A 13,699-nucleotide genomic window follows, 5' to 3' on the forward strand; every position below is an offset into this window, starting at 1 on the left:
ACCGGTAGCATTCTATTGGGTCGTTGTGTTTAGCCAAGCACTGCGACTTTGCTTTCGATGGCTTGGATTTCGTTGGGAACGTCGCCCTGCTGCTCGGACATCTTTAGGCTGGCATGGAACGGACATCCGGCAAATTTCGGATCGTCCTTGTAGAGCGAAACGTAATGCTCTGGAAACGCCTTATCGAGGGCTCGGATGCCGGCTTTGATGTCTGCCTTTTCATCCTTGCTCAGTTTGTCGCGTGATTCGATATAGCTTTCCGTCGGATCGTCCAGTTGGGTTTCCAGATACCAGAAAATCAGGCCCATCAATTTGGGTAGGACCTCCTGCGCCATGGGATAGGCAGGTTCGATCTGCATGGTCTCAAGGGTCGTGGGCAGCGACAGGGAGCGGATGAGTTGGTGTCCGAGCCAATGCATTTCCTTGGGGAAAAAGCGGAAGACGAATTGTTCGTGAATCGCTGTCGTGATCAGGTTGCCGCGCTCGGGCTTGGGCCTGTCCATCTTTTCTATCGTCTCGCAATAGGTGATCAGCCCCGCGAAATCCTCGGGATAGCCATGCAGCGGCTGATTGTTCTCGGCAACGAACAGCTTGGACATTTCCAGCCAGAACCGATGGGCGGCGATCTGTTCCTTTTCCGAAAACCCTGGCAACCCCATGCGCAAGCGCAGGCGATGCATGGTTACCGCTGTGAAGGCACACGTGTAGATGTAATCTTCATTGTAGGAAAACGCACCCGGATATTGCCTTGCCCAATAGGCATGCAGGTTGTTAATGCCCTCGACCGATTTCTTGGTCCGCTCATCGTGCGGGCCATAGAACCACCACAGGGCGTTGGCGCTGCCGGTCTGCTCGACACGGCTGGTAGAGCGATCCACCACCTTGCCGCCATCCTCGCGCCACACCACTTGCGCGCCCCATTCCGACACGACGAAATTCGGAAAGGTCAGTGCATAGATGAAATTCTGCATGAAGTCGTTGAGGCCATAGCTGCTCGACAGCCGCCAGATCCGCACATAGTCCTTCTCCGGATCCAGAGATTGGATTTCGTTCTGGATCCATTTTTTAGGCGCATTCATTGTCTTTCTCCTCCCAGAAAAGCAAAGTGAGCGCTGAAGATCAGCGAGCATCCTCACTAAACGATACGAATATGTACATTATTGACGTTTGGAGTTCTGTCAATTCGGATCGTTCGCCAGCGATAAAAATGTTTTAAGCAGTTCCTGGGTCAGGCCCGGGAATCCATGCAGGATTACTGGTGTTGTCGGTAAGGGCAGAAGGGGACGTGTCAAAGACCGACGAGTTCTGCCTCGCCGTCGATCTGCATCGGATCGCTGCCGGGAATGAAGGCATGGATGGCGGCAAGCGCCTGTTCGCGGTAGCGGTCTTGCTCCTGTAAAACCTCATGGCGGGCGCCGGGAATAGACAGCAATTGCGCGGCGCGGAAATGCCGGGCCAGGTGTTCCTGTGCGCTAAAGGGCACGACGCCGTCCAGCATCGGGGCAAGCAACAGGGTGGGGATGGTGATCCCCGTCAGATGGGCGGGATCGTTGACCCGCCGGATGGCTTTTGCGCACTCATGCAGCCAGCGGGCCGAAGGCGCGCTGATCGACAACTCCGGCACGGCGGCAAAAATCGCCATATTGCGGTCGAAGCGGGCGGCATCCGAGGTCAGGACATTGGTGGCAAAGGTGTGCGGCTTGCTGGCTGATGACAAGGGACGGTTGCCAAGCCCGAGCGTTGATGCCAGCCGCGCCAGTGCGAACACCTTTGCCGCCGATAGAGCTTCGCCATGCAGGCCGACAAAGGGGGCCGACAGGACCAGCCGCGAAATGCGACCGGACAGCCGTGGTGCTGCGGCTAGCGCGATCAATCCGCCGGTGGAATGGGCGATCATCGAGAATGGCAGGCGACAATCCGGCAGCACGACCTGTTCCAGGAACTGCTCCAGATCCTGCTCATAATCGGAAAAGCGCTGGACATGGCCCCAACGTTTCTCCTTATCCCCTCTGGGTTTTGAGGACTTTTGCAGAAGTGTCCAGTCGGACAGGCCCTGGCCGCGCAGATCGAAGGTGGCGACCCAAAGGCCCGCTGCTGTCAGGTCGCGGATGGTTTCAAAATATTTCTCGATGGATTCGCTGCGGCCATGCACCAGCACGACCGTGCCTTTGGCCGGGCTGATATCGCTCTTGAAGATCGCATAACGCAGGCGAAGGCCGTCGTAACTGGTGAAAAAGCCGGCGTGATGATTGTCGGGAATGGGATTGCCGTCCACGGCATGAAGCACGCTATCCATGGCCTTGCCTTTCCAAGCACAATCGTCAGTTTTCCATATCGCATATTTGCGCGGACCGAAATCGGGTCAAGGAAAAAAGCCGCCCATTGCTTCAAGACGATTGGGCTTCAAGACAAATGGGCGGCAACAGGCACTGAAGACGCAGGGACGATATTCTTCAGTCACCAGGATCACTCCTGATAGGGGGACGCTAGTGCGGCCAAGGTGAACCGATGCCAAACCCGCCATTCATCAAAAATTCAGCCACAAAAAATCGGCCATCACGGTGCGTGCATGTCGAGGGGTCTTGAACTCGCAAATCGCCTTTCCCATCTCTTTATCGCAGGCGCCGGAAGGGCCTGCATCATCAGGCAGACACCGCCACATCAGGGGTATCTGCCTTCGTCATTATCGCAACCGTCGCTTCTCAGGAGGACATCTATGCGTCACGTTGATTTTTCCCCGCTCTATCGCTCCACCGTCGGCTTCGACCGCCTGTTCACCATGTTGGACAGCCTGGGTCAGCCGGATCAGGCCCAGAGCTATCCGCCCTATAATATCGAGCGGACGGGCGACAATACCTACCGGATCACCATGGCCGTTGCCGGCTTCGATGAAACCGAACTCAGCATTGAGGCCCATGCGCATGTGCTGGCGGTCAAGGGTGAAAAGGCCCAGGAAGACCAGGCCGAACAGACCGAGTTTCTGTATCGCGGCATTGCCAAGCGCGGGTTCGAGCGTCGTTTCCAGCTTGCCGACCATGTCGAGGTGACCAATGCCTCGCTGAAGAACGGCCTGCTGCATATCGATCTGCTGCGCAATATTCCCGAAGCCATGAAGCCGCGCCGCATCGCCATTGCCAGCGAACCGGTCGAAGCGCCCAAGGCCATCGAGTCTCGCGTCGTCTGATCCGGGTCCGAAAGACATGAAGAAGGGCGGCTTGGGGCCGCCCTTTTGCGTTTGGGGTGTTCGTCGAAGCTGTCACAGCCTGAATCGTCCAAGCCCGAATGCTTAGAGAATGTCGAGAAACTGATCGACATCCTGCTCTGTCGTGGCAAAGCTGGTGACCAACCGGATCAACACATTGTCCTGACCGACCAATCCGGGCTCATCGCGGGGTGCCAGCCATTCGTAGAATTTCGCGCCGCGCGCCTCGGCCTGCCTGGCGGCATCCTTGCCGATCACCGCAAAGACTTCATTGCTCTCGGTATTCCAGGCCAGACGGGCCTTGTTGTTTTTGCTGAGACCGGCGCGCATTCGCTCAGCCATGGCATTGGCGTGGCGGGCCAGATCCAGCCACAGATCATCCTTGAAATAGGCTTCCAACTGGGCGGAAACGAAGCGGGTCTTGGAGAAGAGATGGGCCGAGCGCTTGCGGATATAGGGCATTTCCTCGGCCATGTCGGGGTTGAAGAACACGATGGCCTCAACGCACCAGCAGCCATTCTTGGTTCCGCCGAAGGAGAGAATATCGATGCCGCGCTTCCAGGTCATTTCGGCGGGCGTGGCATCCAGCGCCACCAGCGCATTGGCAAAACGGGCGCCGTCCATGTGCAGGGGCAGGGATTTGGCCTGAGCAATGGCGCTGATCGCGGCGATTTCGTCCAGTGTATAGATGGTGCCGGTTTCGGTCGCCTGGGTAATCGTCACCGCCATGGGCCGGCCCTGATGGACGGAAGGCGTGTCAAAGCGCGAAACGGCGGTGTGCAGGGCTGCCGCACTCATCTTGCCATCGCGGCCTTCGACCGGATAGAGCCGGCTGGCATTTGCCAAATATTCCGGCGCGCCGCCTTCATCGGCATTCACATGTGCGTCGAAATGGCAGAAGGTGACGCCACCGGCCCGCGCCACACTGGCCAGCGCCAGCGAATTGGCCGCCGTGCCGGTGCCAACGAAGAATACCGAGACCTCACGCTCGAAAATCTCATTGAAATGCGCTTCGACGCGCCGGTCGAGATCGCTGGTGCCATAGGCGCTGGCATAGCCCGCCGCTTCCTTCATCAGGCTTTCAGCAATGGCGGGATGGGCTCCGGCCCAATTATCGGATGCAAAGAACATGATGGCTTCCTGATTGGCTGTAACGCTTGTCCATGGGCGTAGTACCAAGTGTCATTGAAAATGACTCTTGGTATTCCCTTTGCAAATATCTCAACCGTCTGCTGCATTTGAGATATTTGCAATGCTGTCAAGGCGAGGATGCGTGAGCAGCTTCGAGACTTGATATAAAGAGACCCTAACGATTTTGCCGCCGTGTTCAATCCGGTCCGATCAGCCGTCGCAGGACGGACCGACTATTGCCAGCGCGATTGTCTTCGCATTCGGCGCTCCTGATTGGTTTCCTGCGCAAACACCTCAACGGACGAAAGAATCATGCGGCAGATCGTTAAAAAAGACAGATTCTGTCGCGTCATCGCCCGGCTTTTTGAGCCGATGGCTTGCGAAGCCGATTTGTTTCTGCCATATAGTTTGCAGAAATAGGTCAATGAAACTGACATATTTTCAGAAATCGAGTGGCGGGTTTTGGTTTTCTAGGCCTTTCGTCCTGGCTCTCTTGCGCTATACTCACCGGGATATCTGCTTTTGCAGCGGTCGAGAGAAGCTGTGCAGAAAGGTCAGGTTTGTGACCTGTTTTGCATACGTCAAGCGGGGCGCCTTTAAAATCTGGCCCCGGGTTTGGGCAGCGATAAGCCCCCGTCGGTATTCGATTTTGTCAAATAGCTGTGTGCCGGATCGGATAGTTTCGACCGGACGGTTCAACTGGAGGGAAAACGATGACGCAGATGATGCCATCCGAAGCAATCGTGGCGGCCGATGCGACGCTGGCGACAGCCGATGCCGGTACGCTAAAGCGTTATGGTCTTCCACAAAAGCAGGGCCTCTACGATCCGCGTAACGAGCATGATGCCTGCGGCGTCGGCTTCATCGCCCATATGAAGGGTGAGAAGTCGCACCAGATCGTCCGCGACGGCTTGTTCATTCTTGAAAACCTCACCCATCGCGGCGCGGTCGGGGCCGATCCGCTGATGGGCGACGGCGCTGGCATTCTGGTGCAGATCCCCGACCGGTTTTTCCGCGAGGAAATGGCCGCCCAGGGCGTCATCCTGCCGAAGGCTGGCGAATATGCCGTCGGACATTTCTTCTTCCCCGCTGATGAAGAGCAGATCACCCATTTCAAGAAGGTCATCACCGATGTCTGTCTGACCGAGGGCCAGCACCTGCTTGGCTACCGCGATGTGCCGGTCGATAATTCCTCGCTGTCCAAGGCCCCGGATATTGCCGCAACTGAGCCGCGCCAGATTCAGGTGTTCATTGGTGCTGGTCGCGATGCCGCGACCCAGGACGCTTTCGAGCGCCGGTTGTTTTTGCTGCGCAAGGTGATTTCCAACCGGATTTATGACGAGTACGGCGGCCAGGAAACCGGCTTCTATCCGGTATCGCTGTCGTCTTCGACCATCGTCTACAAGGGCATGTTCCTCGCCTATCAGGTGGCTGCTTATTATAAGGATCTCGCCGATCCGCGCTTCGAATCGGCTGTGGCCCTCGTGCATCAGCGTTTTTCCACCAATACTTTCCCATCCTGGAAGCTGGCGCATCCATACCGGATGGTTGCCCATAACGGCGAAATCAACACGCTGCGCGGCAATGTCAACTGGATGGCGGCCCGTCAGGCATCGGTCTCGTCGCCGCTGTTCGGCGACGATATTTCCAAGCTCTGGCCGATTTCCTATGAGGGCCAGTCGGATACCGCCTGTTTCGATAATGCGCTCGAATTCCTGATTCGTGGCGGCTATTCCATGGCCCATGCGGTGATGATGCTGATCCCCGAAGCCTGGGCTGGCAACCAGCTGATGAGCAAGGAGCGCAAGGCGTTTTATGAATATCATGCGGCGTTGATGGAGCCATGGGACGGCCCTGCCGCCGTGGCCTTCACCGATGGCCGTCAGATCGGCGCGACGCTGGATCGCAACGGCTTGCGTCCGGCCCGCTACCTGGTGACGGATGACGACCGGATCATCATGGCGTCGGAGGCTGGCACGCTGCCGGTGCCGGAAGAGAAGATCGTCAAGAAGTGGCGCTTGCAGCCGGGCAAGATGCTGCTGATCGACATGGAAAAGGGCCGGATCGTTTCCGATGAGGAGGTCAAGTCGGATCTTGCTGGCAGCCTTCCCTACCGGGAATGGCTGGATCGTACCCAGCTGATCCTCGAGGATCTGAAGCCGGTTGAGCCACGGGCGCTGCGCCGCGACGTGTCGCTGCTCGACCGCCAGCAGGCCTTCGGCTACACGCTGGAAGACACCCGCATCCTGATGTCGCCAATGGCGACCACCGGTCAGGAAGCCATCGGCTCGATGGGGACGGACACGCCGATTTCGGCGATGTCGTCGAAGTCGAAGCTGCTTTACACCTATTTCAAGCAGAATTTCGCTCAAGTTACCAACCCGCCGATCGATCCGATCCGCGAGGAGCTGGTGATGAGCCTGGTATCCTTCATCGGCCCGCGCCCCAACATTCTTGATCACGAGGGGGCGGCCCGCGCCAAGCGGCTGGAAGTGCGCCAGCCAATCCTGACGAATGGGGATCTCGAAAAGATCCGCTCCATCGGCCATACCGAGGACCGCTTCGACACCAAGACGCTCGACTTCACCTATGATGTGGAGCGTGGCGCCGAAGGCATGCCCGAAATGCTCGACCGGCTTTGCGAGCGCGCCGAAGCCGCAGTGCGCGGCGGCTATAACATCATCGTCCTGTCGGACCGGCAGATTGGCCCGGATCGCATAGCCATCCCGGCGCTGCTGGCCACGGCTGCCGTGCATCATCACCTGATCCGCAAGGGCCTGCGCACCTCGGTCGGCCTGGTCGTCGAGACCGGCGAACCGCGCGAAGTGCATCATTTCTGCTGTCTGGCGGGCTATGGCGCGGAAGCCATCAACCCCTATCTGGCCTTCGACACACTGCTGGACATGCACAAGCATGGCGAATTCCCCAAGGAAGTCGATGCCAGCGAAGTGGTCTATCGCTATATCAAGGCGGTCGGTAAGGGCATTCTCAAGGTGATGTCCAAGATGGGCATTTCTACCTATCAGTCCTATTGCGGCGCGCAGATTTTCGATGCCATCGGGCTGAATTCGCAGCTGATCGATCAGTATTTCTTCGGCACAGCCTCCAACATTGAAGGCATTGGCTTGGCCGAGATTGCCCAGGAAACGGTGGCGCGCCATCATTCCGCCTTCGGCAAGGACCCGATCCTGGCGACCTCGCTGGATATCGGCGGCGAATATGCCTACCGCCTGCGCGGTGAAAACCATGCCTGGAGCCCGGATTCGATTGCCTCGCTGCAACATGCCGTGCGTGGTAATTCGCAGGAGCGCTACCGCGAATTCGCGGCCATGGTCAATGAAAGCGCCTTGCGGATGAACAGCATTCGCGGTCTGTTCAAGATCAAGAAGGCCGCCGATCAGGGGCGCCAGCCGATTTCGGTTGATGAGGTCGAGCCGGCGGCTGACATCGTCAAGCGCTTCTCCACGGGTGCCATGTCATTCGGCTCGATCAGCCGTGAAGCGCATACCACGCTGGCTGTCGCCATGAACCGGATCGGCGGCAAGTCCAACACCGGTGAAGGCGGCGAAGAGAGCGACCGCTACCTGCCTCTGTTCAACGGTTCGCCCAACCCGGAACGGTCCGCCATCAAGCAGATCGCCTCTGGCCGGTTCGGCGTGACCACCGAATATCTCGTCAATGCCGATATGCTGCAAATCAAGGTGGCGCAGGGTGCCAAGCCCGGCGAAGGCGGACAATTGCCCGGCCACAAGGTGGATGCGACGGTTGCCAAGACCCGGCATTCCACACCGGGCGTCGGCCTGATTTCGCCGCCGCCGCATCACGACATCTACTCCATCGAAGATCTGGCGCAGCTGATCTACGACTTGAAGAACGTCAACCCGGCAGCCGATGTTTCGGTCAAGCTGGTGTCGGAAGTCGGTGTCGGCACGGTGGCCGCAGGTGTTGCCAAGGCCCGCGCCGATCATATCACCGTGTCCGGCTTTGATGGCGGCACGGGTGCCTCGCCCTTGACCTCGCTGAAGCACGCGGGCAGCCCTTGGGAAATCGGCCTGGCCGAAACCCAGCAGACGCTGGTCATGAACGGTCTTCGCTCGCGCGTTGCTTTGCAGGTGGATGGAGGTCTGAAGACCGGTCGTGATGTTATTATTGGCGCATTGCTCGGCGCTGACGAATTCGGCTTTGCCACCGCACCGCTGATTGCCGCAGGCTGCATCATGATGCGCAAGTGCCATCTGAACACCTGCCCGGTCGGCGTCGCCACCCAGGACCCGGTTCTGCGCAAGCGCTTCAAGGGTACGCCGGAGCATGTCATCAACTACTTCTTCTTTGTCGCGGAAGAAGTGCGCGAAATCCTCGCCTCGCTGGGCTTTGCCAAGCTGGATGACATTATCGGTGCTTCGGAACTTCTGGAAAAGAACGACATGCTGGCTCATTGGAAGGCCGAGGGTCTCGACTTCTCGAAGATCTTCCACAAGGTCGAAGCGCCCAAGGAGGCCACCTACTGGACGGAGCGCCAGCATCATCCCATCGAAGATGTACTGGACCGCCGGTTGATCGAAAAGTCTATGCCCGCGCTGGAAAGCAAACAGCCCGTGGTGTTCGAGGTCGATATCAAGAATGTGGACCGCTCAGCCGGTGCCATGCTGTCGGGCGAGCTTGCCAAGCGCTGGGGCCACAAGGGTTTGAAGGATGACACTGTTCATGTGACGCTGAACGGCACGGCAGGCCAGTCCTTCGGAGCGTTTCTGTCGCGCGGCATCACCTTCGATCTGGTCGGTGACGGCAATGACTATGTCGGCAAGGGGCTATCCGGTGGCCGGATCATCGTGCGTCCGCCGGAAAACTCAAGGATTGTCGCCGAAAACTCGATCATCGTCGGCAATACCGTGCTTTACGGTGCCATTGCCGGGGAATGCTATTTCCGCGGCGTGGCGGGCGAACGGTTCGCGGTGCGCAATTCCGGCGCGATTGCGGTTGTTGAAGGCGTGGGCGATCACGGCTGCGAATACATGACGGGCGGTGTGGTTGTGGTGCTCGGCGAAACCGGTCGCAACTTCGCAGCCGGCATGTCCGGCGGTGTAGCTTATGTCCTCGATGAGCAGGGCGATTTTGCCAAGCGCTGCAACATGGCGATGGTGGAACTGGAACCGGTGCCGGAAGAAGATGACATGCTGGAAAAGCTGCATCACCATGGCGGCGACCTGATGCACAAGGGGCTGGTGGACGTGTCGGAAGACATGACGCGCCATGACGAGGAGCGGCTCTACCAGCTGATCTCCAACCATCTGCATTATACCGGGTCCAACCGCGCCAAGCAGATCCTCGACAACTGGGCCGATTACCGTCCAAAATTCCGCAAGGTCATGCCGGTCGAATATCGCCGGGCGCTGGAGGAAATGGAACGGATGCGCATGGGCGTTGCCGCCGAATAATTCGCCACCGCGCGATCCCGGCATCCGGGATCGCGATCACGCATGGCATGTCCGTGCAGTTGCAGGCTCATTGAGTAGGACGAGAATATGGGCAAGGTTACAGGTTTCATGGAAATCGACCGGCAGGTGGCGAAGTATCAGCCGGCCTCCGACCGCATTCGGCATTTCCGCGAATTCACCATTCCGATGTCGGAACCGGAAATACAGAAGCAGGCGGCGCGCTGCATGGATTGCGGCATTCCCTATTGCCACGGCCCGACCGGCTGTCCGGTGCATAACCAGATCCCCGACTGGAACGATCTGGTCTATAACGGCAAGTGGGAAGAGGCGATCCGCAACCTGCATTCCACCAATAACTTCCCTGAATTCACCGGGCGCGTTTGCCCGGCGCCCTGCGAGGAAGCCTGCACGCTGAACCTGGAGGATGCGCCGGTTTCGATCAAGACCGTTGAGCAGGCCATCGCCGACAAGGCCTATGAGCTGGGCTTCATCGTGCCGCAACCGGCCACGATCCATACCGGCAAGAAGGTGGCGATCATTGGGTCTGGCCCGTCAGGCATGGCGGCCGCCCAGCAGCTTGGTCGGGCCGGGCATGATGTTCATGTCTATGAGCGCGAAACCAAGCCGGGCGGTCTGCTGCGCTATGGCATTCCTGATTTCAAGATGGAGAAGAACTTCATCGACCGGCGCGTCGAGCAGATGAAGGGTGAGGGCGTCACCTTCCATTGTGGCGTCAATGTCGGTGTCGATGTAACGGTGGAAAAACTGTTGGCCGATTACGATGCCGTCCTCTATTGCGGCGGCTCGGAAACCCCGCGCGAAGCCGGCATTCCCGGCGTCGATCTGCATGGCGTCTATGATGCCATGCCCTATCTGGTTCAGCAGAACCGCCGGGTGGGCCGTGAAAACATCGACAGCGTTGGCTGGCCGTCCGAGCCGATCATCGCCGGTGGCAAGCATGTCGTGGTGGTCGGTGGCGGTGATACCGCGTCTGACTGCGTCGGCACGGCTTTCCGCCAGGGCGCTGTGAAGGTTACCCAGCTCGACATCCGTCCGCGCCCGCCGCAGACCGAAGACAAGCTGGCCGTCTGGCCGTTCTGGGCCACCAAGATGCGCACCTCCTCCAGCCAGGCCGAAGGCGCTGTGCGCGAGTTCCAGGTGGGAACGCTCGGGTTCGTTGGTGAAGACGGCATGCTGACCGGTGTCAAATGCTGCCAGGTAGATGAGCGTCGCCAGCCGATTGCCGGTTCGGAATTCATCATCAAGGCCGATCTCGCCTTCATCGCCATCGGCTTTTCCGGCCCCTTCACCGACAGCGTCGTCAAGGAGTTGGACGGCAAGCTGGACCTCAATACCGACCGGCGCGGCTCGACCAATGTCATCGCCAATGACAAGGACTACCGCACCTCCGTCGATAAATTCTGGGCAGCAGGCGACGTGCGCCGTGGCCAGTCACTGGTGGTCTGGGCGATCCGCGAAGGCCGCCAGGCAGCCCGCGCCATCGATGAAGCGCTGATGGGTGTCACAGTTCTTCCGCGCTGAGTTTAGCCTGTTCTGATCTCTATAAGGGGGCTTTCAGCCCCCTTTTTTGTTGGCTATGGGGGCAGGCCACGCAAGGTCTATCGTCAATTGATAGGGATAGAGTGCAACTTAAGAGTTTTATTTTATTCAGAAGTATCTATGTCTTTCCCTGCGTAAAATCCTATAATTTTCCCAGTAATATCAATGGGAAAACTCATATTTTGACCTCGGTTTTAGGTTTGTTTTCACATATTTACCTTTGATAAATTAATGCCTTTTAAATCATGGATGCAACCTATTGTAGCCCTCATGACGAGACGCTTTTCCTGGAGCAGCTCATCCAGATGCTTGGATTCCTGCCGAAAAGAGAGCCCAAATGTCATTTCTCGACAATTTGAAAATAAAAACGAAGATTTTGTCTGTCATCGTTTCAATCTGTGTATTGGGCATTGGCGCCTCGATATTCCTATCGCAATCGTTGAATACAGTTGATCAACAATATTCGGATTTCATCGATCAGGAGGCCGGCTCACTTCTGGCGATTACGCGGTCCAGTCAGCGTCTGATGTCTGCCGGCTATGACGCTTACCAGATATTGGACTACGACGATGCAAGCCCGGAAATGGTCAGGGCAAAAAAGGATTATGAGGAGAGCGTTGAGCGGATGATCGGTATGATCGACGAGGCAATCGCCCTCAATCCGTCTAAGGCTGATAAGTTTCATGAATTTCGCGCACGGTATGTGGCCATCAAGGATATGACATCCAGGGTCGTTGAGCTGGATCGCATTAAAAAAATTGACGAAGCTCGCGCTGAATTGATGAAGGCCGATAAACTGATCGCCGAGACGCTTGTCGACCTGCGGGCATGGCTTGCCAATAGTATGAAGGTACTTTCGCAAGACAGCGCTTCCATCACGGCGCAGACGCGCAATACAATTATTGCCACGCTTAGCGGCCTGTTTGTGGCGTTCATCCTGGCGATTTTTGCCGCTTTGTGGATCGTCTCCCATGGTATTACCCGACCGATCGAACGGTTGCGGCTGCGTATGATTGCTCTTGCCAAGGGCGAAACGCGCGCGGAAATCGATGGCGCCGGACGCGGTGATGAACTGGGACAAATGGCGGCCGCCGTGGCGGTGTTCCGAGACAATGCGCTGGACCGTGAGCGTCTGGAAGCCGAGGCCGAGGCCAGCCGTGGCTTGTCGGAAAAGGAACGCGCCGAGCGCGATGCGCAGCGGGCCAAGGATGCCGCCGACACCAAATTTGCCGTGGATGCTCTGGCAGAGGGTCTGACGCGCCTGGCTGATGGGGATGTCAGCTATCGTATTGCCGTGCCATTCGTGGCTGGCCTTGATGGCTTGCGGTCGAATTTCAACAGCTCTGTCCAGAAGTTGCAGCAGGCGCTGGTGACCGTCAGGCAGAATGCGCGTGGCATCGATGCAGGCGCCAATGAAATCCGTTCTGCCGCCGACGATCTTTCGCATCGGACGGAACAGCAGGCGGCTTCCGTGGAAGAAACGGCAGCAGCGCTTGAGCAGATTACCACGACGGTCAAGGACTCGACCCGACGCGCCGAAGAAGCTGGCATTCTGGTCTCCAAAACACGCGATGGTGCGGAACGCTCCGGCGATGTTGTGCGCAAGGCGGTTGCCGCCATGCAGGAGATCGAAAGATCTTCTGGCGAAATCAGCAATATCATTGGTGTTATCGATGAGATCGCTTTTCAGACCAATCTTCTGGCGCTGAATGCCGGTGTCGAAGCCGCCCGCGCGGGGGAAGCCGGCAAGGGTTTTGCCGTGGTGGCGCAAGAGGTGCGCGAACTGGCGCAACGCTCCGCCAATGCGGCAAAGGACATCAAGGGCCTGATCGTCTCTTCAGGCCAGCAGGTGCAGGCCGGGGTACAGCTGGTGGCTGAAACCGGCTCTTCGCTCGAAACCATTGTCGGTGAGGTCCAGGAAATCAACCGGCATGTCACCGCGATTGTCGAGGCCGCACGCGAGCAATCGGTCGGACTTCAGGAGATCAATACGGCAGTCAATACCATGGACCAGGGTACGCAACAGAATGCTGCCATGGTGGAGCAGACAACGGCGGCAAGCCACAGCCTGGCCAAAGAGGCTGCAACGTTGAGCGATCTGCTATCGCGCTTCAAGCTGGAAGATCATGGCAAGGTAGTTGCGTTCGAGCAGACGAATGACGTTTCCGCGTCTCGTCCCGCACCGTCGCCTGCCCGGAAATTGACGGAAAAGCTCCGGGGCGCCTTTCATGGATCGGCTGCCGTAAAAGAGAAGGATTGGCAGGATTTTTGACGAGAACCTTTCCCGGAAGACGGACGTCCCTTCTTCCTGGAAAGAACCGCTGGGCGCGTGATCATATCTTTGATCGGCACTCTTCCTTATAGCCCTGTT

General features: G+C 57.9%; 7 protein-coding genes. 4 read left to right on the forward strand and 3 right to left on the reverse strand.

Features of this window, described 5'->3' with window-relative positions:
* Window positions 1–29 precede the first annotated feature (29 nt).
* The gene (locus tag H1Y61_RS04990; protein ID WP_180573899.1) at window positions 30–1,079 is read right to left on the reverse strand and encodes a hypothetical protein; all 1,050 of its coding nucleotides are present in this window, start codon (window positions 1,077–1,079) and stop codon (window positions 30–32) included.
* 209 nt (window positions 1,080–1,288) lie between these two features.
* Window positions 1,289–2,296 (reverse strand): alpha/beta fold hydrolase, encoded by a 1,008-nt coding sequence (locus H1Y61_RS04995; RefSeq protein WP_180573900.1) that lies wholly within the window; start codon window positions 2,294–2,296, stop codon window positions 1,289–1,291.
* Window positions 2,297–2,716: 420 nt separating this feature from the next.
* Here H1Y61_RS04995 and H1Y61_RS05000 point away from each other — a divergent pair, with 420 nt between their 5' ends.
* The gene (locus H1Y61_RS05000) at window positions 2,717–3,184 is read left to right on the forward strand and encodes an Hsp20 family protein (protein ID WP_015917100.1); all 468 of its coding nucleotides are present in this window, start codon (window positions 2,717–2,719) and stop codon (window positions 3,182–3,184) included.
* A 102-nt stretch (window positions 3,185–3,286) separates the two neighbouring features.
* On the opposite strand, the gene H1Y61_RS05005 is transcribed toward H1Y61_RS05000, so the two are convergent.
* Window positions 3,287–4,333 carry a threonine aldolase family protein gene (locus H1Y61_RS05005; RefSeq protein ID WP_180573901.1) on the reverse strand — a complete coding sequence of 349 codons (1,047 nt, stop codon included), beginning with the start codon at window positions 4,331–4,333 and terminating at the stop codon, window positions 3,287–3,289.
* Window positions 4,334–5,046: 713 nt separating this feature from the next.
* Between H1Y61_RS05005 and gltB the strand changes: the two genes are divergently transcribed.
* The 3 genes from gltB (at window position 5,047) to H1Y61_RS05020 (ending at window position 13,600) form a co-directional block, all read left to right on the forward strand.
* Window positions 5,047–9,768, forward strand: a complete 4,722-nt coding sequence (gene gltB, locus H1Y61_RS05010) for a glutamate synthase large subunit (protein WP_180573902.1) — start codon at window positions 5,047–5,049, stop codon at window positions 9,766–9,768.
* An 87-nt stretch (window positions 9,769–9,855) separates the two neighbouring features.
* Window positions 9,856–11,310 (forward strand): glutamate synthase subunit beta, encoded by a 1,455-nt coding sequence (locus H1Y61_RS05015; RefSeq protein ID WP_180573903.1) that lies wholly within the window; start codon window positions 9,856–9,858, stop codon window positions 11,308–11,310.
* Window positions 11,311–11,665: 355 nt separating this feature from the next.
* Entirely contained in the window at window positions 11,666–13,600 is a 1,935-nt protein-coding gene (locus H1Y61_RS05020; RefSeq protein ID WP_180573904.1) for a methyl-accepting chemotaxis protein, read from the forward strand.
* Window positions 13,601–13,699: the final 99 nt, after the last annotated feature.

This window comes from Agrobacterium vitis (assembly GCF_013426735.1).
Taxonomy (GTDB): Bacteria; Pseudomonadota; Alphaproteobacteria; order Rhizobiales; family Rhizobiaceae; genus Allorhizobium; species Allorhizobium vitis_D.